The following is a 17,850-nucleotide window of genomic DNA, read 5'->3' as shown; positions in this document are numbered from 1 at the left end:
ACATGGGCAACGCAATTCTGTTTCGCATGCCTTCGGGCATTCCCGGCGACATCAGCCGGCAGTCGCAGGCCACAGTCGAGACTGGATTCTTTGATCCGTCGAACGCGTTCTCGGCGTATGGGCTGTTCGGCAAGGTCGTGAGCGGCAAGTTCGTGCCGATCGGCGCCGGTGACGTCGCCACGGCCGTCTACGGCCTGCTCGTGCGCCCGTTTCCGACGCAGAGCTCGCAGGATCCCGTCGGCACGTCGACGCCCCCGACCAAGGGGCCGGCCGACATCCTGCGTCGCGGCTACATGACCGTCCAGCTGAACGCCGGCGTCGCCGCGCTGAACGGCCAGGTCTACGTGCGCGTCGCGGCGGCCGCGGCCGGCAAGCCGATCGGCGGCATCGAAGCGGCGGCCGACAGCACCAACACGATCGCCATCGCCGGCGCGACGTTCATGGCGGCGGCCGACGCCGCCGGCAACGTCGAAATCGCCTACAACATCTAAGGGAGCCGACATGACGACTCACAACAAAACGCTGCTCGCCCGCGCGGCGGGCATCGCCATCGTCGGCGCCCCGGCGATCATCCGCGCACGCACGCGCGACGCGCTGATGACGTTCGATGCGGCCACGATCGACAGCACCGGCTCGTTCCTCGTCGGCGAGCTCGAACGGCTCGACCAGACGCTGCACATGCCGCTCGCGTCGGTCACCTGGTCGCGCGACATCGACCTGCGCGAAGACGTGTCGATCGCTGATGAGGTCTCGTCGTTCACGAACTCGACGTTCGCGGCGGCCGGCGGCGCTTCGCCGAACGGCAAGTCGTGGATCGGCAAGGACGCGAGCGCGATCGCCGGCCTGTCGCTGGACATCGGCAAGACGCCGAACCCGCTGACCCTCTGGGGCATGCAGATCGGCTGGACGATCCCGGAACTCGAATCCGCGCAGAAGCTGGGCCGCCCGGTCGATCAGCAAAAGTTCGAGGGCATGCAGCTGAAGCACAACATGGACGTCGACGAGCAGGTGTACATCGGCGATCCGGTCCTCGGCGTGACGGGCCTCGTGAATGCGGCTTCGGTGACGAACACCAGCAACGCCATCGCCGGCAACTGGGGCTCGGCGACGCCGGCACAGATGCTCGCGGACGTGAACGAGCTGCTGAACAGCGTGTGGGCGGCGTCGGCATACGCGGTGTGCCCGGAGCGCCTGCTGATCGACCCGCTGAACTTCTCGCGCCTGAACTCGGAAATCGTGAGCAGCGCGGGCAACATCAGCATCCTGCAGTTCCTGAAGAACAACTCGCTGTCGAACGCGATCAACGGGCGCCCGCTCGAGATCTACCCGTCGAAGTGGCTGACGAACCGCGGCGCGAGCAACACGAACCGCATGGTCGCGTACACGAAGGACAAGAACCGCGTGCGCTTCCCGCTCGTGCCGCTGCAGCGCACGCCGCTCGAGTACCGCGACATTCGCCAGCTCACGACGTATTTCGGCCGGCTCGGCGTCGTCGAAGTCGTGTATCCGGAAACCATCGGCTACCGCGACGGCGTGTAAGGGGGCATCATGGCGAAGACGAAGATCTACGTTGCGAAGGCGTTCAAGCTGCTCGGCGCCGACGGCAAGCACACCGACTTCCCGGTCGGCATGCACACGGTCGACGATGCCGTCGCCGACAACTGGTACGTGAAGCACCACCTCGGTGACCCGGGCGATGCGCTGACGGCGCCGGCCGGCGGCGAAATGACGGCCGCGCTCGCCGCAGCGCGTGCTGAGCTGGAAGCCGAGGGCGGTCGGCTGGCCGAGCAGCGTGCCGAACTCGACGCGATGTCGAAGGGCATCGATGCGCGTGCCGCCGAGCTCGACGCGCGCGAGGGCTCGATTGCCGCGCGCGAACTGGAGCATGCGTCGAACGTCGCGGCGTTCGAGGCCGCTCAGGCCGCTGCCGCGAAGCAAAGCGGCGGCCAGAAGCAGGGTGGCAAGCAGGCATAATGGCCGCAGGCGGGGCGCCATCGGCGCGCCCGCCATCTCCAACCGAAGGTGACCCGTGGACATCGCTCAGTTCCGCCAGACGTTCCCCGAATTCCAGAATTCGACGCTATACCCCGACGCGGTCATCCAGATCTGGCTGACCGTGTCCGTGTCGCTCGTGAATCCGGATCGCTGGCAGGAGCTGACCGACATCGGCATCGGGCTCTGCACCGCGCACCACGTCGCGCTGTCCATGCGCGACCAGAACGCGGCGGCCGTCGGCGCGGTGCCCGGGCAGGTGACCGGGCCGCAGTCGGCCAAGTCGGTCGACAAGGTCAGCGCCAGCTACGACACGGCGGCCGTCGCCATCAAGGACGGCGGATTCTGGAACAGCACCATGTACGGAATCCGTTATCTCAGCCTCGCGATGATGATGGGCGCGGGCGGCATGCAGCTGTAGCGCCGCCGCTGCCCGTCGGGAGAATCCCATGGGCAGCATGAAAGTCGACCGCCTCGACGAGGTGCTGAAGTCGATCGCCGGCCTTGTTCGGCAGGAAGTGCTCGTCGGCGTGCCCGACAGTACAGCTGGCCGCAAGGACGACGGCGAGCCGCTCAGCAACGCTGAGATCGGCTACATCCAGGAGACTGGATCCCCAGCGAACAACATTCCCGCGCGCCCGCACCTCGTGCCAGGCGTGCAGGACGCGCGGCCGAAGTTCGAGCCGCAGCTCCAGAAGGGCGTCGAAGCGGCGCTCGACGGCGACCTCGAACAGGTCGAGCGCCGACTGAACATGGCCGGCATCGCGGCGCAGAACTCCGTGCGCGCGAAGGTCAACAGCAACATCGCTCCCGAACTGGCTGAATCGACGCTCGAAGCGCGGCGCCGGCGCGGCGTCACGCGCGAAAACACGCTGGTCGATACCGGCCAGTACCGCAATTCGATCACATACGTGATCCGCAAGAAGGGGTAGCGCATGGCTTTCCTCGACGTTACCGAGGTCCTGCTCGATCCCGATTTCATGGATACGGGCCTGGTCTGTAACCGCATGACGCAGACCGTCGACGCGCACGGGCGCGGCCAGAACACGCCGGCGGCGACCACGTTCTCGGCCGTCGTGACGAGCGACAAGGGCGACATCCTGCATCGAAACGCCGACGGCAGCCGGATCATCGGCTCGATCACGCTGCACACGATGTTCCGGCTGATCGACGGGGGCGCGGGTTACGACGCCGACGAAGTCGTGTGGGCTGGACGCACATACACCGTCGTCAACGTGAACGACTACTCGCACTTCGGCCGCGGCTTCGTCTGCGCGACGTGCGACCTCAAGCCTCTCTCCGGATGACCCCATGAATGACAGCTCGACAGGCGGATACCTGGCGCCAGCCGTCGATGCGCCGCCGCCCGAGGACGACGCGCTCGACGATCTGGTTCACGACCTGATCGCGGGTATCACGGCTCTGCCGCTCGACTTAGTGCGGCCGCGCTGGCAATCGAAGGTGCCAAAGCAGCCCGAGCCGTCTGTGAACTGGTGCGCGTTCGGCGTGCAAGAACAAGAGCCGGACGCGGGGCCAGTGATCCAACACGACGGCGCGGGAGACGGGCACGACACGTACATCCGGCATCAAGACATCGACGTGATGTGCACGTTCTACGGGCCGAACGGGAAGGGATACGCGCAGCGCCTCGCCGACGGCCTCGCAGTCCCGCAGAACCGCGAGCAGCTCCAACTGCAGGACATGGCGTTCGTCGGCGTCGGCGCAATTCGGCCGGCGCCTGACCTCGTCAACCAGCAATGGGTGCGGCGGTACGACATGACCGTGAAGCTGCGCCGCAAGGTCACGCGCACGTATGCGGTCCTGAACCTGAAGTCCGTGCAGGCGTCGACGACGACAGACGCGTCGCCGCCGGTCACATCCACCATAAACGTCAACCTGTAGGGGATCAGCATGTCCAACGGACTGCCGGTATCGCGCCGCATCAACGTGACGCTCAGCCTCGCGGCGCTCGCGGCGCAGGGCGCGAACCTGAACACCGCGCTCATTCTGGGCGCATCGACGGTGATCGACACGAACGAGCGGATGCGCCCGTATGCCGGGATCACCGACGTGGCGGCCGATTACGGCACCGCAGCGCCGGAATACCTCGCTGCCGCGCTGTACTTCGGCCAGACGCCGAAGCCGCAGAGCGTATGCATCGGCCGCTGGGCGAAGACGGCGACGTCGGGCTCGCTGCTCGGCGGCGTGCTGTCGGCGGCACAGCAGGCGCTCGCGCAGTGGCAGGCGATCACGAACGGCGCGTTCAACATCACGATTGATGGCACCGCGCGCAACGTGTCCGCGCTGAACTTCTCGGGTGCGTCGAACCTCAACGGCGTGGCCGCGATCGTGCAGGCTGCACTCGCGTCGTATGCGACGGTCGTGTGGACGGGCAGCCAGTTCCAGGTGACGAGCAAGTCGAGCGGGATCGGCGCGGCCGCGAGCGGCACGATCACGCTGACCGCGAACCCGGCCGCGAACGACACGGTCACCATCAACGGCACCGCCGTGACGTTCGTCTCGGCCGCGCCGACCGGTAGCCAGGTGCTGATCGGCGCCAGCGCGGCTGCCACGGCAGCCAACCTGCAGGCGTTCCTCGCTGCGTCGACGGACGCCAACCTGTCGCAGTGCAGCTACGCGACGACCGGCGCTGTCACGACGGTGACGGCGATCGCGGTGGGCAACGCCGGCAACGCGATCACGCTTGCGAAATCGAGCAGCGCCATCACGCTGTCTGGCGCCACGCTCGCTGGCGGCGTCGCCGCATCGACGGTCAGCTACGCGACCGCGCCCGGCTCCGGCACCGACGTTTCGGCGATGCTCGGCCTCACGAGCGCGCTCGCGTCGGCACCGGTGAACGGGATCTCGGCCGAGCAGCCGACGGCCGCTGTCGCGATCTTCCTCGACCGCTTCGCGAACCAGTTCCTCGGTCTCGAAATCGCTGACACGGCGGTGACCGACGACCAGCACGTCGCAGTTGCGGCGATGATCGAGGCCGACCAGGCGCACATCTACGGGATCACGACCCAGAACCCGCAGACGCTGGACTCGACCGTGACCACCGATCTCGCGAGCCGCCTGAAAGCGCTCAACTACCAGTACTCGGTGATCCAGTACTCGAGCGTGAGCCCGTACGCGATCAGCTCGTTCCTCGGCCGTCTGCTGATCGTCGATTTCAACGGCAACAGCACGACGATCACGATGGACTACAAGCAGGAGCCGGGCATCGTCGCCGAGGCGCTGTCGACGTCGCAGGCCAATGCGCTGCAGGCGAAGAACTGCAACGTCTTCGCGGCGTACCAGAACAACACCGCGATCGTGCAGTACGGCGTCACGCCGAGCGGCATCTTCGTCGACTCGATCTACAACGCGATCTGGTTCAAGAACGCGGTCCAGACGGAGGTCTACAACCTGCAGTACCAGAGCCCCACGAAGATCCCGCAGACGGACGCGGGCAACGCGCTGATCGCCGGCGCGATCTCGTCGGTGTGCGACCAGGCTGTGACGAACGGCTACCTCGCACCGGGCGTATGGAACTCGGCCGGCTTCGGCGCCATCGTGAAGGGGCAGACGCTGTCGAAGGGCTACTACGTGTACACGCCCCCGATCTCGTCGCAATCGCAGGCCGATCGCGAGGTACGCAAGTCCGTGTCGTTCCAGGTCGCGGCGAAGGAGGCGGGCGCGATCGGCGACGTCGACATCGCACTCACCGTCAACCGGTAAAAGGAAGAAAAACCACCATGAGCACCTACAGCTTTGTGGACGTCACGGCGACGATCATCGGGCCGACGGGCGTGTTCTCGCTCGGCTACGGCGAGGCCACCGCCGAGGAAGGCATCGTGATCGCGCGCGCGGGCGACAAGAACACGATGACCATCGGCTCGGATGGCGAGGGCATGCACAGCCTGCACGCCGACAAGTCCGGGCAGGTGACGCTCCGCTATCTGAAGACCGCGCCCGTCAATGCCAAGCTGATGGCGATGTACGACGCGCAGTCGCTGTCGAGCGCCCTCTGGGGCAAGAACCTGATCGAGGTTTCGCAGACGGCGGCCGGCGATGTCATCACGGCACGCAGCTGCGCGTTCAAGAAGGCGCCGGACCTGCGCTACGCGAAGGACGGCGACATCGTTGAATGGATCTTCGACTCGATCAAGATCGATAGCCTGCTCGGGACGTACTGACCATGGCGACGGAAAAGGAAATCGGCGGCCACCGGTACCAGCTCGGCAAGATGGATGCGATGCGGCAGTTCCACGTGAGCCGCCGCATCGCAACTGTGCTGCCCCCGCTGATCCGGTCCTATCTCGACCTCCAAACGTCCGACGTACCGCTCACGAAGAACCTGAAACTGCTCGCGTCGTCGATCGAGCCGGTGATGGATGCGCTGTCGCGGATGAAAGACGACGACGCGGAATACGTCGTCGGCGCGTGCATGCGCGTCGTCGAGCGGCATCACGGCGCTGTCTGGGCCCGCGTCTGGTCGCCGACGCAGGACGTGTGTATGTTCGATGACATCGACATGGGCACCATGCTCACGCTCACCGGCTACGTGATCATGGAGAACCTCGGGCCTTTTATTCAAGGGCTGCTTACCGGTCTGGCGAGCAGCCCGAGCGAGGCGACACCAGCTGGGTGAAGACGCTGCCCGGCGGCGAGGATTGGCTCCTTGAGCCGGTCGCGCGCGGCTGGTGCAAGTACGAGTCGCTGCTCGACGGCACTCTCGGCCTTGCCGACATCGCGCTGATGAACGATGCGATCGCGGTACGCGCCGACAACGAAGCGGCTGCGCGCCGCAGACAGGAACAGAAGCATGGCTGAATCGTCCGTCATCCGCGAATTCCTCGTCGCGTTGGGCTTCAAGATCGATGTCGACTCGGAGAAAAAATTCCGGGACGGTGTCGAGGGGGCGACGAAGAAGACCGAGGAACTCGACAAGGCTCAGGTCAAGGCCGGCAAATCGGCCGTCACGATGGCGGCCGCGTTCGTCGGCGCAACGGCGTTCGTGGCAGCTCGTACGGTCGATTTCGCCCAGAAGCTGGAGAACCTGCATTTCGCCGCTCGTCGGACCAATTCTGCGGCGAGCAGCCTGAAGGCGGTGGCCAACGCCGCTCAGGACGTCGGCGTGTCCGCGGACCAGGCGCAGAGCAGCATCGAGAATGTCGCGAGGTTCATGCGCAACAATCCGTCCGGCGAGAGCTACATCGGCTCGCTGGGCGTGCAGACGCGCGACGCGAATGGACAGCTGCGCGACACCGTCGACATCGTCAACGACATCGGCAAGGCGATGGCGAAGAAGCCGGCGTGGTTCGGTGCCCAGTATGCGCAGCAGCTCGGCATCGACGAAAACTACATGCTGGGCATGCGCGATGAGGCATACCAGCAGTCGTACGACCGGGCGAAGGGCGACTATATAAAAAGCGGCGTCGATACGGCGAACAACGGCGGCCACAGCCTGATGAGCGCGCTGCGTCACATGCAGAGCGGCTTGGAGGGCACGTTCGGCACCGTTGGCACTTTCGGTATCGAGACTGGCGCCGCGCTCGGCGGTGGCCTGCTCACGTACATGGGCGCGCAAAAGGCCGTGCAAGCGGCAGTCGGCAGAGCGCTTGGCGTGGGTGTCGAGAAGGCTGCGGCGACGGCAGCGGCTGCCGCTGCTGAGACAGCTGCAACTGCGGCCGCAGGGGCCGGGGCGACGGGCGCGGGTGCTGCTGCCGCCGGTGCCGCTGCCGCGGGGCGCGCTGGCTTGCTTTCCCGCCTGTTGCCGTGGGGTGGTCGCCTGCTCGGACGGGCCGGCGCACTCGGGTTGCTTTTCCACAGCGAAGGGCTGAACCGAGGGGAGGACGAAGAGCTAAAGCGGCGACAAGCGCTTGGCGCGACGATCGATGGCCCTGGATCAAAACAGGCTCAGGCTAAAGCTGCCGGGGACGCGACACGTGCGTCACCTCCTATCGCAGCTGGTCAACCGGCGGCCGCGAACGCCCCGCCGAGCAGCGTGGCGCAGCGCATTGCTGACGCGATCGCCGCGTCGAAGGAATCCGAAGCCCGATCGGGTATTCCCGCGCTCGTCACGTTCGCGCAATGGGTGCAGGAAAGCGGTTGGGGGAAAAAGATGTCGGGGAAGAACAACCCCTTCGGCATCAAGGCACGGAAGGGTGAGGCTGGCACCGATGTGGTCACCCATGAGGTGATCAACGGGAAGCGCGTTCGGATGGTCCAACGCTTCGCAGACTACGACTCGATGGCCGACGCGTTCACCGCGCACGCAAACTTGCTAGCGAAGGGAAAGCCGTATTCGAAGGCACGCACGCACCTCGATGATCCGTTCGCATTCGCCGACGCGCTGACCGGTGTGTATGCGACCGATCCGAAGTATGGCAGCAAGCTGAAAAAGATCATGGGTGACATGCTGCAGGGTTCGCAGTGGACGCCGCTTTCGCCCGGTGATCGTGATCGCCCGACGCACATCGAGGTGAAGCAGGACGTAAGGATCGAGGTGCGGGGCAGCGCCGACCCTGATGCGACGGCCCGGTCAGTCGCGCGCGAGCAGCAGAACGTAGCGAACGAGACGATCCGATATGCGGGAGGGCTGGGAGGATGACGAGCATCTCTGACATCCTCGATGTCACGCTGGTCGGCAGTAAGAAGATCGGCAGCATCACGATCTCGGCCATCGTCGAGGAGGTGTACAGCGACAACCTCATGATCACCGAGCAGCCGGTCGAGGATGGCGCCCCGATCAACGACCATGCGTACATGCGGCCGCGCGAGCTCATCATCAAATGCGGCTGGAGCAATGCCGACTACTCGGCGCTGCTCGGGGCGGCGGTCGTCTCGTTCGATCCGGCGGGCGCGAACACGATGGCGACCGGCACGTACGTCGACGCGATCTACAGCCAGCTGTTGAAGCTGCAGGCGAGCCGAGAACGGTTTGACGTCGTCACGACGCGCCGGAAGTACTCGAACATGCTGATTCAGGGACTGTCGACCGTCACCGATCGGAAGTCGAGTGCTGCGCTGATGGTCACCGCGACGTTGAAGCAGGTAACCATCGTGAGCACGCAGGCGACGAAGCTGTCGCCGCGCGACAACCAGGCGAATCCGGCTGCCACTGCCGAGACGCAGAACGCGGGAGTGAAGTCCGCCGCGCCGGCAACGCCGGCGCCGGGAGGATCGGTTCCTGCCAGTACTTGGATGCAATGATGGTGACGTATCTCGAAATTCCGCTGACGGCAGATCCGCAGACGTTCAAAATAACGCTCGGAAAGATCGATTATCGATTGACGGTGCAATATCGGAATGCTGGCGGTGCGGGGTGGATCCTCGACGTAGCTGATGAGGATGGAAATCCCATGGTCAGCGGCATTCCTCTCGTGACCGGTGTAGACCTGCTGGGGCAATACGCCTATCTGGGTTTCGGTGGTCGTTTATGGGTGCAGGGTGCGGCAGATCCGGACGACGTTCCGACGTTCGATGATCTGGGCGTAGGCAGTAAGGTATATTGGGTCGCCGACTGATGACGAGGTGGAAATGAGCGATTTGCTAGATTGGGTTGAAAAATCGGCTATCGAAAATCTGAAAACGCATCATGCGTGTGCTGATGTGATCGCGAAAGATGCGGCTACGACGTTGACCGTCTTTCTCGCTGCCCTCGGCGGCGGCCTTGCGTACGGGGCGAAGGCCCTGGATCAGAACAGCTTCAACTGGCTGTCGATCGGAACAATCGCATTCACGGGCTGGTTTCTCGTCCTGAGTTTGCTGCTCGTTTGGAAGTGCCTCATGTTTCGGGAGATGCCAAACATCTATAACGAACCGAGGAACATCTACCAACCTTCGTTCTCGCTTGAGGATCTCAAGGAGGCTGAAGTTATTGGCCTTCAAAGGCGCATTGATGTGGCTGCTAAGAGCAACGTAAGTGTGGTGAAATGGCTGAACGGGCTGCGGCTCGCCGCCGCAGCCAGCCCGCTCGTATTTATCGCTGCGGCTTTTGTGGCGTGGAGGGTTGCGGCGTAGGCGTCCCCTTGTTGAACCCATCGCGCGTTGGCGCTCTATAAACAGGCTGTGGGTCCGGCACGACAGGCTTATTGTTCGATGTAGCCATGGTCTCTGGTGTTGTTGAGGTGTAGGAGCCGGTAAACATACCAGAGTTGTGGACGGGCCCCGCTTCGGCGGGGCCTTTTTGTTGGCGGTCGCGATGGCTGAACAGTTCGGACGGAAATTTTCGCTCATCATCGGTCAGGACGTGGGCAACGCGCTCGACTTCTCGGACCTGAGAGTCAAATTCGACATTAAGCGCGGCGACCGAGAGACCCCGAATTCCGCGCTCGTCCAAATCTACAACCTTTCCGACAACACATCGAAGCGCGTCGAGAAGGAATTCACGCGCATGGTGATCCAGGCCGGCTACCCGGGCAACTTCTCGATCATCTTCGACGGTCAGATCAAGCAGGTATGGCGCGGCCGGGACAACCCGACTGACACGTTCCTGAACGTGCTCGCGGCGGACGGAGACTCGGCCTATTGCTTCGCGAAGGTGATGCAGACACTGGCGGCCGGTTCGACATATCAGGATCAGGTCAACGCGGCGCTGCAGGCGATGGCTCAGTATGGCGTCACGGCGGGATACATTGCGCCGCTGCCGAGCAACCCACTGCCGCGCGGGAAGCCGATATTCAACCTGGCGCGGGACGTGTTACGCAACGTCGCGCGTGCAACGCAAACGGTCTGGAGTATCCAGGACGGCAAGGTGATCATGATCCCGGAAACGTCGTACGCGCCGTACGACATCCCCGAGATCAACTCGAAGACCGGGATGGTGGGCTGGCCGGTGCAGATGATCAACGGCATCAGCTTCCAGACGCTGCTGAACCCGAGCCTGAAGATCGGGGGCTTGGTGCACCTCAACAACGCCAGCATTCAGCAATATCAGTACAGCTTGAATATCAACCAGCAAGCCGATCAAGGCCGGGCACAACTTGAAAACAAAATCGATTCAGATGGCTTCTATTATCTGATGTCGGTAAACCATCGCGGTGATACGCGCGGGAACGAGTGGCATAGCGAGGCGCTGTGCCTTGCCACGGATGCTACATCGGTGGCCAGATCGATTACAGATAATTTGGTGGTTCAGCCTGAGAGCGCGATCAAGAGGTTTGGTTAGTCCGAGCGGTGCTGTGATTTTTTGATGTTGCTGAAATACTCATCGAAGCTCATCGCTCGTCCCTTGAGATGTCCCGTCCCGTCCTTGTCGAGGGTTGCCGAGTAAAACTCGGTTAATGCTGCCGTGCTCTTGTGTCCGTGCGGCCCGATGATCAATACCTCTGCGTTGCTCGCATCGAGCGTTTTACCCCAGCAGCCGATATCTGGGTTTTCTGTATTGAATATCGCCGCCTTGTGCATGTAAGGCGCGTTCGCGATCGGAAGTTTGCAAGGTTTGTTTTTGAATAGAACGTAGATGTATCGTTCTGCAGACACGTTTTCCGTTGCCGGTGACCCTTTAAACATTACGTAGGCATCTTGTGCCGATGCGGCACCGGACACCAGCATCGCCAGCAAAACGAGCTTCTTCATTTTTTGATTCCCCATGGATAGACGCGAACGAACCGACGACGAGTTGGAGGCGTTGAAGCATGCCATCGGTGCAAGATTAACCGAAGTCTGGACGGCGCTTCCTGGAACGGTCGAATCGTTCGACCCGACCGCGATGACGGTATCCATACAACTGGGCACGAAGGACTCGATTCGTAACGAGGACGGCACCATCAGCACGTCGCCGTTTCCGCTGCTGACCGATTGCCCGGTCGTCTGGCAGGGCGGCGGTGGCGTGACGGCGACGTTCCCGATCGCCGCCGGCGACGAGTGCCTGGTGGTGTTCGCGTCGCGCTGCATTGATGCATGGTGGCAGTCGGGTGGCGTGCAGGAGCAGGCCGAATCGCGGATCCATTCGCTCGCCGACGGATTCGCGCTGGTCGGCGTGCGATCGCGGCCGCGCGCGCTGTCGGGCTTCAGCACCACGTCCGCGCAGCTGCGCAGCGACGACGGAAGGACGTTCGTGGACCTCAATCCATCGGCGGGCACGCTGAAGTTCGCCGCGCCGACGAGCATCGAGCTCACCGCGCCGACCGTTACGGTGAATGCTTCGACGTCGCTGACCGTGAACTCGCCGCAGTCGGGCTTCAGCGGCGCGGTGATCGTGCAGGGGCTGTTCTCGTTCCTCGGCGGGATGATCGGCAGCGCGGTGAGCGGCGCGGCCGCAGTGATCACCGGCACGATCAACTTCGTCGGCACGCTGACCGCCAACGGGAAGCGCATCGACGACTCGCACACGCACAACGGCGTCCAGCCCGGCCCGGGTAACAGCGGCAACGTCAACTGAGACACCCATGCGATACCGAAAACTCGACGCTGAAGGCGACTACGTCTTCGGCGGGTCGGCGAACGACTTCCTCGTGAACTCGCCGGACGCCGTCGCGCAGGCCGTGATCACGCGCCTGCGGCTGCTGCGGGGCGAGTGGTTTCTCGATACGACGGTCGGCATGGATTGGCCGGCCGTGATCGGCAAGAACACGCAGGGCACCGCGGATGCGGCGATTCGTGCCTGCATCCTCGGCACGACTGGAGTCACCGAGATCACTGCATATGCGAGTGCGCTCGACAGCACGACCCGCAAGCTGACCGTCACCGCGACGATCGCGACGCTCTACGGCACAACCACTATCGAGACCACCCTGTGACGACGACGCTCACCACAGTCGCGCCGACGATCGACGCGAACGGCATCACCGCGCCGACCTACGCGGACATCTATGCGTACTTCCAGGCGAAGTACCAGGCGATCTACGGAACGGACGTCTACATCGATCCGGACAGCCAGGACGGGCAGCTGCTCGCGGTGTTCGCGCAGGCGATCGCGGACGTGAACTCGGTCTGCATCGGCGTCTACAACTCGTTCAGCCCGTCAAAAGCGGTCGGCGCAGGCCTGTCGAGCAACGTGAAGATCAACGGCATCGCTCGGCAAGTCGCGTCGTACTCGACGGCTGACCTGCTGATCATCGGCCAGGCCGGGACGACGATCACGAACGGCATCGCGAAGGACGGCAACAACTATCAGTGGGCGCTCCCGGCGGCGGTCACGATCCCGCCGACCGGCGAGATCACGGTTACAGCGACGTGCACGACGATCGGCGCGATCGCGGCGCTCGCCGGCACGATCGACCAGATCGGCACGCCGACGCGTGGCTGGCAGACCGTATCGAATCCGGCCGACGCAGCGGCAGGGGCGCCGGTCGAGAAAGATCCGGCGCTTCGTCAGCGCCAGTCCGTGTCGACCGCACTTCCATCTCAGACCGTGCTTGACGGGATCGTCGGCGCGGTAGCGAACCTTCCAGGCGTCGCGAAATATGCAGCGTACGAAAACGATACGTCGCTCACCGATGCGAATGGGCTGCTACCGCATTCGATCGCGCTGGTGGTGGAAGGTGGCGACGCATCGTCGATCGCCAATGCAATCGCGGTGAAGAAGACCCCCGGCAGTGGAACCGACGGGACCACCAGCATCGTCGTGGTCAGCAGCAAGGGAATTCCGGTCACGATCAATTTCTACCGTCCGACCGATGCTGGGATCAATGCCGTAGTCACGATCAGCGTTCTGCCTGGCTATACGAACTTCATCGGACAGGCCATGCAGCAAGCCATCTCCGACTACATCAACAGCGTCGCGATCGGCGGTGGTGCAGCGCAGTGCGTTGAATGGGATTCATGTATCACCGCGTCGAAATCCGTTCCGGGATCCAGCACATTCAAGATCAAGAATCTGGTGCTGACGGGGCCGCGCGGCGCCGGCGCGCCGGATGTGGCATTGCTGTTCAATGAGCAGGCGGTGTGCACGCCGTCTCAGGTGACGATCACCACGGGTTGATATGGCTACGCTCGACGACTACTCGCAACTGATCACGTCGGAGCATCAACCGCAGCCGCGCTACATGGCGGTCGTAGCGGCGCTGATGCAGCCGGTTGTCGACCAGATCAACGTGTTGCAGGGCATCCCTGCAGCATTCGATCTGGACGATGCCGTCGGCGTGCAGCTCGATGTTCTCGGTCAGTGGATCGGCCGGAGTCGCGAGGTTGCCACGCCGCTGACGGGCGTCTACTTCTCACTCGACGTCGATGGCCTCGGATTCGATCAGGGGGTGTGGAAAGGCCCGTACGATCCCGATACCGGTCTCACATCGCTCGACGACGAAACGTATCTCGCCGTTCTGCGCACGAAGATCGCGGCCAATCACTGGGATGGGACGCCGGCGGCCGCGCAGGCGATCTTGGATGCACTGGCACCGCCCGGATCACTCGTTTTCATCCAGGACAACTGCGACATGTCGATCACGATCGGCATCGCAGGTGCGCAACCGACTGCGCTCTACATCGCGCTGTTGAACAACGGGCTGTTGTCGATCAAGCCAGAGGCCGTGCACGTCAACTACGTCGTGACTTCGGTACAGGGCACTCCGTTATTCGGCTTCGACGTCAGCAACGAGCTCATCGCGGGCTTCGATTCAGGTTCATGGGGTGTATCTGCCCTCGCTCTTCCCAACGAGCTTGACTACACGTTCGCGCTCGACAGTTCAGTCCTCGCTTAACCATCTTCCTTTGCCGTCGATTCTCGCGCGGCGGCGTTACATATCCCGGAGTTCGAATGTCAGTCGAAAACGACTTCCTTGCCTTCGCGGTCGGGGCGGGCGCAAACGTCCTGTCACAGGCTGCATATGCCTCCATGACGGCCCTCGGGACAGGCTTTCAAGCCGGGACCGCTCAGTCCGCTGCGTTGAACAAGGTATGGCGGCAGAGCAGCATCATGTCGGCGGTGCTCGCGCAGTTCATCGTCGCCCGAACCGGTCAGCCAGCGATCGACGACGGTACGACTGCTACGTTGCTGAACAACCTGCTTGCCTCGACGGCACCCGCCGCGGGTAACGCAGGTCAACTCTTTGCGGTGGCGACGCCATCGAACGGAGACTCGAGCAGCAATGCCGCATCGACAGCGTTCGTTTGGGGAGAGCTGGGGAACTACGGGAGTTTCTTCCCATTCAATGCAGTGTCCCAACAGCTGGCGGCGTCGCAGTCCGGCGACCTGATCTATTTCTTCGGGACGAACGCCGGCGTCGTGACGCTTCCCCAGGGAGCATCGATTCATGCGCCGAGTGCGCGCTTCGTGATCTACAACGGTAGCCTCGCGAATCTTACCGTGAGTGCTTTTTCAGGGGATGTCTGGCAGAACTGGGCTCGAGCTAGCGAGGTTATCGGCCCGGGTGATTCGATCGAGGTCGCCTGGTCGAACGGCCAATTCTTCAACGTCGTCGGCGGGACTGCTGCTCTCAAACGCTCGTCGCTTTTTGCGGCCAACGGTAGCCCGAATGGCTGGGAGAAGCTCCCGAGCGGAATGATCCGTCAGTGGGGCGTCGTGACGGTAACGAATGCCTCGGAGACCGGAAATACTTTCAACTTCCCGATCGCGTTCCCGAATGCGTGCTTCGTTTTGAACGGCAATGACAACGGTACGCCGGCGACCGGCGGTAACGGCGGGAAAACGATCGGGATCGGCGCAAACAGCAATAGTCAGTTTTCAGTGAACGCGCTGTTGAACAATGTGTGGCAATCCGGTGTCATCGTGGGTTGGCAGGCGGTTGGTTGGTAACCGGGAGAAACTTGTATGGAACAGAAATTGTCGGGCCAGAAATATGCGGCATATGAAGCGGATCCCGGCCCGATCACCGGGTTCTACGACAGCATCATCAGCCCCGTTCCGACCGGTGTCAGCGCGATTGCGATTACCGATGATGAATGGCAACAGGCCGTGGAAACACACGGCTATACCGTATCGAATGGCGCGCTCGTAGCACCTGCCGCACCGACGACTGCTCAGCTGCTCGCGCAGGCACAGACGACGCAGAATGCGGTCCTTTATGCGGCGTGTTCTGGCACGATCACTTCTGGTTTTTCGTCAGCCGCGCTCGGGTCCGCCTGCAACTACCCGAGCACGCTCGTAGACCAGGCGAACCAGAACACCGTGGCAGCCTGCCAGTCCGGAGGAATGCTTTGGTGCGAGACTGCCGGAACGTGGTCGTTTAAGGCACACACGCAGGCACAGGCGCAGGGCGTTGTCTCGAGCTTTGCTGCGTGGCTCAACAGGTGCCAGCAGCAGCTTGCTGCGTTGACCGAACAGGTGAACGCGGAAACCACCATTCAAGCAGTTCAGGGCATCGTTTGGGTGGCACCGAGCGGATCGTAACGAGGAGCGTAACTAGCATGAAAATTTTCTGCGCGAGGCTTCGCAGCATCACGGGTTTCTTGATTGCGGCGGCCGTGCTCGATCCGGCGTATGCGCAGTTTGTTCCCGGACAAGTTCTCACGGCCACCCAACTCAATAGCGCGCTTCAGAATGCGGCGATTCAGGGAGGGGCGATCAACGGTGCGACGATTGGCAGTTCGCGTCCGAGCTCGGGCGCGTTCACGTCGCTCGCTGCGTCGACGTCTAATCCGTCGCTTCTTTTCAACTTTGGAGGGGCAGGCGAAAGCGATCGTGCGTTGCAGGCAATTCTTCAGGAACAGAAAATATCGGTGATCGCGTTCGGTGCAGATCCGACCGGCACACGGCCGAGCGCGACGGCGATTCAGAATGCGATCAACTACGCGTGCGCATCGCCGTCGCAGAAGACGGTATATGAGCCGCCCGGCACTTACCTCTGGGACCATAGCGTTACGATCAACTGCCCCGCGGTGAAATTGATTGGCGCGGGGGGCGGCGGATATAACGACAATGCTCCCACCATCAACGCTACGACCATCAATCGTTGGGTCGGCGCGCAAGGTGGAACGGCTCTCAAGATCATGCCGGCGGCTGATCAGAAAGTCGAAGACAACAGTGTCATGGGGATATTTTGGGACGGCAACAATTCCCTCGGCGGCATAGCGGTGAATTTGGTTTCAGCGCGATACGGCACCTACGATATTCGCGCCGCTCACTGGTCAACTGCGTTTGTCCAGACTGATATTTCGGCTGCTGCTACCGAGAACTCCGACGTCACCGGGAACATTTTCTACAACATTTCCGGGTATCAAACGCTTCCGACTGATGGGTCGGTGCTCATCACGAACAGCGCCTACAACCACAATGCCTGCTGGAATCATTTCTTCCTGATTCAAGCCGTTTACTTCAATTCGCCCGGTGTCGTATTGAACGGCGACGACAGTGAGCGGTTCGATGTCATCAATCTCTACAACGCGGATAACGGCACTGCGAAGGGTCTCGTGCTCAACGGCTCGAATACGTCGCCGTATGCCAATACGCGTCACAACACGTTCTATCTGGTTGGCACAGGAGGCGGCCAACGCGGCAATCAAGGGGGCGTGTATTCGCAGGGGCTTGATGCGTCCGGGAACCCGCTCGCATATCCGGCAACAGGGAACAATATCGTCTGGTACGACGCCGAGAACTCACAGGCGATGCCGACAATCGATCCCGGATCGTCGCTCTGGTGGAGCGAGGACAATGCGCCGGCCGGGATGAGGCAGTTCTATTACACGAGCAGCCCGGTTGGATATGTCCAGGTCGACAATTCAGGAAAGATCACGCAGGCCGGTCAGATCACGATCCCGGCAGGCGGGACGAGTGGCTCGTTCACGTTCCCTACCTATCAAGGCAATACGACGGCAGGGTTTCCGCATGCTGTCGTCAGCGTTCAGGCTACGCCGACGACGGCCGCGGTTCCATTTTGGGTGTCGGCTACGAACACGGCCGTGACGATCACTTCGGGCTCGCCGGATTCCGCGCTCACGTTCTCGTTCAAGGTTGAGGGGTATTGAGCC

At 62.7% G+C, this 17,850-nt stretch carries 24 protein-coding genes; 23 read left to right on the top strand and 1 reads right to left on the bottom strand.

Features of this window, described 5'->3' with window-relative positions; translation table 11 throughout:
- The first annotated feature begins 2 nt into the window (after positions 1-2).
- From DTA15_RS24965 to DTA15_RS24890, 16 genes are all read left to right on the top strand, one after another.
- On the top strand, positions 3-491 hold the full coding sequence (locus tag DTA15_RS24965; RefSeq protein ID WP_006488861.1) for a structural cement protein Gp24: 489 nt from the start codon (positions 3-5) through the stop codon (positions 489-491).
- Positions 492-501: 10 nt separating this feature from the next.
- Complete coding sequence (locus tag DTA15_RS24960; RefSeq protein WP_006488835.1) at positions 502-1,539, top strand: DUF2184 domain-containing protein; 1,038 nt, start codon at positions 502-504, stop codon at positions 1,537-1,539.
- 9 nt (positions 1,540-1,548) lie between these two features.
- Positions 1,549-1,974, top strand: coding sequence for an STY1053 family phage-associated protein (locus DTA15_RS24955; RefSeq protein WP_006488891.1), 426 nt, complete (start codon positions 1,549-1,551; stop codon positions 1,972-1,974).
- A 55-nt stretch (positions 1,975-2,029) separates the two neighbouring features.
- Positions 2,030-2,413 carry a DUF4054 domain-containing protein gene (locus tag DTA15_RS24950; protein ID WP_006488870.1) on the top strand — a complete coding sequence of 128 codons (384 nt, stop codon included), beginning with the start codon at positions 2,030-2,032 and terminating at the stop codon, positions 2,411-2,413.
- Between the two features lie 28 nt (positions 2,414-2,441).
- Positions 2,442-2,924 (top strand): hypothetical protein, encoded by a 483-nt coding sequence (locus DTA15_RS24945; protein ID WP_006488871.1) that lies wholly within the window; start codon positions 2,442-2,444, stop codon positions 2,922-2,924.
- Between the two features lie 3 nt (positions 2,925-2,927).
- Positions 2,928-3,299: a hypothetical protein gene (locus DTA15_RS24940; protein ID WP_006488908.1), complete on the top strand. Its 372-nt coding sequence runs from the start codon at positions 2,928-2,930 to the stop codon at positions 3,297-3,299.
- Positions 3,300-3,303: 4 nt separating this feature from the next.
- Complete coding sequence (locus DTA15_RS24935; protein WP_006488819.1) at positions 3,304-3,894, top strand: phage neck terminator protein; 591 nt, start codon at positions 3,304-3,306, stop codon at positions 3,892-3,894.
- Positions 3,895-3,903: 9 nt separating this feature from the next.
- Positions 3,904-5,715 (top strand): DUF3383 family protein, encoded by a 1,812-nt coding sequence (locus DTA15_RS24930; protein WP_006488916.1) that lies wholly within the window; start codon positions 3,904-3,906, stop codon positions 5,713-5,715.
- Positions 5,716-5,732: 17 nt separating this feature from the next.
- The gene (locus DTA15_RS24925; RefSeq protein WP_006488900.1) at positions 5,733-6,173 is read left to right on the top strand and encodes a phage structural protein; all 441 of its coding nucleotides are present in this window, start codon (positions 5,733-5,735) and stop codon (positions 6,171-6,173) included.
- A gap of 2 nt (positions 6,174-6,175) precedes the next feature.
- A complete protein-coding gene (locus tag DTA15_RS24920) occupies positions 6,176-6,628 on the top strand; it encodes a phage tail assembly chaperone (protein WP_006488838.1) in 453 nt (150 codons plus the stop codon).
- Positions 6,625-6,810 (top strand): DUF6889 family protein, encoded by a 186-nt coding sequence (locus DTA15_RS24915; RefSeq protein WP_006488906.1) that lies wholly within the window; start codon positions 6,625-6,627, stop codon positions 6,808-6,810. Before DTA15_RS24920 ends, DTA15_RS24915 begins: the two co-directional genes overlap by 4 nt.
- Positions 6,803-8,590 (top strand): glycoside hydrolase family 73 protein, encoded by a 1,788-nt coding sequence (locus DTA15_RS24910; protein ID WP_006488896.1) that lies wholly within the window; start codon positions 6,803-6,805, stop codon positions 8,588-8,590. Before DTA15_RS24915 ends, DTA15_RS24910 begins: the two co-directional genes overlap by 8 nt.
- Positions 8,587-9,192 (top strand): phage baseplate protein, encoded by a 606-nt coding sequence (locus DTA15_RS24905; RefSeq protein WP_006488828.1) that lies wholly within the window; start codon positions 8,587-8,589, stop codon positions 9,190-9,192. The genes DTA15_RS24910 and DTA15_RS24905 overlap by 4 nt, the downstream gene beginning before the upstream one ends.
- Positions 9,192-9,506 (top strand): phage baseplate plug family protein, encoded by a 315-nt coding sequence (locus tag DTA15_RS24900; RefSeq protein WP_006488856.1) that lies wholly within the window; start codon positions 9,192-9,194, stop codon positions 9,504-9,506. The genes DTA15_RS24905 and DTA15_RS24900 overlap by 1 nt, the downstream gene beginning before the upstream one ends.
- 13 nt (positions 9,507-9,519) lie before the next feature.
- A complete protein-coding gene (locus DTA15_RS39195) occupies positions 9,520-10,002 on the top strand; it encodes a hypothetical protein (protein WP_012493237.1) in 483 nt (160 codons plus the stop codon).
- 181 nt (positions 10,003-10,183) lie between these two features.
- Positions 10,184-11,149: a phage protein gene (locus DTA15_RS24890; protein WP_034178307.1), complete on the top strand. Its 966-nt coding sequence runs from the start codon at positions 10,184-10,186 to the stop codon at positions 11,147-11,149.
- Here the strand turns inward: DTA15_RS24890 and DTA15_RS24885 are convergent.
- Positions 11,146-11,559, bottom strand: a complete 414-nt coding sequence (locus DTA15_RS24885) for a hypothetical protein (RefSeq protein ID WP_006488811.1) — start codon at positions 11,557-11,559, stop codon at positions 11,146-11,148. The two genes, DTA15_RS24890 and DTA15_RS24885, sit on opposite strands and share 4 nt — an antisense overlap.
- Before the next feature lie 13 nt (positions 11,560-11,572).
- On the opposite strand from DTA15_RS24885, the gene DTA15_RS24880 reads away from it, so the two are divergent.
- Genes DTA15_RS24880 through DTA15_RS24850 form a run of 7 tightly spaced genes read left to right on the top strand, consistent with a single transcriptional unit; the run spans position 11,573 to position 17,847 of the window.
- Positions 11,573-12,364, top strand: a complete 792-nt coding sequence (locus tag DTA15_RS24880) for a Gp138 family membrane-puncturing spike protein (protein WP_006488810.1) — start codon at positions 11,573-11,575, stop codon at positions 12,362-12,364.
- Between the two features lie 7 nt (positions 12,365-12,371).
- Entirely contained in the window at positions 12,372-12,722 is a 351-nt protein-coding gene (locus DTA15_RS24875; RefSeq protein WP_006488821.1) for a contractile injection system sheath initiator, read from the top strand.
- Positions 12,719-13,906, top strand: a complete 1,188-nt coding sequence (locus tag DTA15_RS24870; RefSeq protein WP_006488913.1) for a baseplate J/gp47 family protein — start codon at positions 12,719-12,721, stop codon at positions 13,904-13,906. The genes DTA15_RS24875 and DTA15_RS24870 overlap by 4 nt, the downstream gene beginning before the upstream one ends.
- A 1-nt stretch (position 13,907) precedes the next feature.
- The gene (locus DTA15_RS24865) at positions 13,908-14,624 is read left to right on the top strand and encodes a DUF2612 domain-containing protein (RefSeq protein WP_006488854.1); all 717 of its coding nucleotides are present in this window, start codon (positions 13,908-13,910) and stop codon (positions 14,622-14,624) included.
- A gap of 56 nt (positions 14,625-14,680) precedes the next feature.
- Positions 14,681-15,679, top strand: coding sequence for a gp53-like domain-containing protein (locus tag DTA15_RS24860; RefSeq protein ID WP_006488881.1), 999 nt, complete (start codon positions 14,681-14,683; stop codon positions 15,677-15,679).
- A gap of 15 nt (positions 15,680-15,694) precedes the next feature.
- The gene (locus DTA15_RS24855) at positions 15,695-16,273 is read left to right on the top strand and encodes a hypothetical protein (RefSeq protein ID WP_006488895.1); all 579 of its coding nucleotides are present in this window, start codon (positions 15,695-15,697) and stop codon (positions 16,271-16,273) included.
- A 17-nt stretch (positions 16,274-16,290) separates the two neighbouring features.
- The gene (locus tag DTA15_RS24850; RefSeq protein WP_006488897.1) at positions 16,291-17,847 is read left to right on the top strand and encodes a glycosyl hydrolase family 28-related protein; all 1,557 of its coding nucleotides are present in this window, start codon (positions 16,291-16,293) and stop codon (positions 17,845-17,847) included.
- The last annotated feature ends 3 nt before the right edge of the window (positions 17,848-17,850 follow it).

It is taken from the genome of Burkholderia cenocepacia (genome assembly GCF_900446215.1).
Lineage (GTDB): Bacteria > Pseudomonadota > Gammaproteobacteria > Burkholderiales > Burkholderiaceae > Burkholderia > Burkholderia cenocepacia.
The sequence above is the reverse complement of the archived record's forward strand: the minus strand, read 5'-3'. Positions and strand labels throughout refer to the sequence as shown.

Coding starts and splice junctions, on each gene's coding strand:
- DTA15_RS24965 (WP_006488861.1), top strand. CDS start 3: ATGGGCAACGCAATTCTGTTTCGCATGCCTTCGGGCATTCCCGGCGAC.
- DTA15_RS24865 (WP_006488854.1), top strand. CDS start 13,908: ATGGCTACGCTCGACGACTACTCGCAACTGATCACGTCGGAGCATCAA.
- DTA15_RS24945 (WP_006488871.1), top strand. CDS start 2,442: ATGGGCAGCATGAAAGTCGACCGCCTCGACGAGGTGCTGAAGTCGATC.
- DTA15_RS39195 (WP_012493237.1), top strand. CDS start 9,520: ATGAGCGATTTGCTAGATTGGGTTGAAAAATCGGCTATCGAAAATCTG.
- DTA15_RS24885 (WP_006488811.1), bottom strand. CDS start 11,559: ATGAAGAAGCTCGTTTTGCTGGCGATGCTGGTGTCCGGTGCCGCATCG.
- DTA15_RS24905 (WP_006488828.1), top strand. CDS start 8,587: ATGACGAGCATCTCTGACATCCTCGATGTCACGCTGGTCGGCAGTAAG.
- DTA15_RS24850 (WP_006488897.1), top strand. CDS start 16,291: ATGAAAATTTTCTGCGCGAGGCTTCGCAGCATCACGGGTTTCTTGATT.
- DTA15_RS24855 (WP_006488895.1), top strand. CDS start 15,695: ATGGAACAGAAATTGTCGGGCCAGAAATATGCGGCATATGAAGCGGAT.
- DTA15_RS24930 (WP_006488916.1), top strand. CDS start 3,904: ATGTCCAACGGACTGCCGGTATCGCGCCGCATCAACGTGACGCTCAGC.
- DTA15_RS24940 (WP_006488908.1), top strand. CDS start 2,928: ATGGCTTTCCTCGACGTTACCGAGGTCCTGCTCGATCCCGATTTCATG.
- DTA15_RS24935 (WP_006488819.1), top strand. CDS start 3,304: ATGAATGACAGCTCGACAGGCGGATACCTGGCGCCAGCCGTCGATGCG.
- DTA15_RS24955 (WP_006488891.1), top strand. CDS start 1,549: ATGGCGAAGACGAAGATCTACGTTGCGAAGGCGTTCAAGCTGCTCGGC.
- DTA15_RS24890 (WP_034178307.1), top strand. CDS start 10,184: ATGGCTGAACAGTTCGGACGGAAATTTTCGCTCATCATCGGTCAGGAC.
- DTA15_RS24900 (WP_006488856.1), top strand. CDS start 9,192: ATGGTGACGTATCTCGAAATTCCGCTGACGGCAGATCCGCAGACGTTC.
- DTA15_RS24960 (WP_006488835.1), top strand. CDS start 502: ATGACGACTCACAACAAAACGCTGCTCGCCCGCGCGGCGGGCATCGCC.
- DTA15_RS24910 (WP_006488896.1), top strand. CDS start 6,803: ATGGCTGAATCGTCCGTCATCCGCGAATTCCTCGTCGCGTTGGGCTTC.
- DTA15_RS24920 (WP_006488838.1), top strand. CDS start 6,176: ATGGCGACGGAAAAGGAAATCGGCGGCCACCGGTACCAGCTCGGCAAG.
- DTA15_RS24880 (WP_006488810.1), top strand. CDS start 11,573: ATGGATAGACGCGAACGAACCGACGACGAGTTGGAGGCGTTGAAGCAT.
- DTA15_RS24875 (WP_006488821.1), top strand. CDS start 12,372: ATGCGATACCGAAAACTCGACGCTGAAGGCGACTACGTCTTCGGCGGG.
- DTA15_RS24925 (WP_006488900.1), top strand. CDS start 5,733: ATGAGCACCTACAGCTTTGTGGACGTCACGGCGACGATCATCGGGCCG.
- DTA15_RS24860 (WP_006488881.1), top strand. CDS start 14,681: ATGTCAGTCGAAAACGACTTCCTTGCCTTCGCGGTCGGGGCGGGCGCA.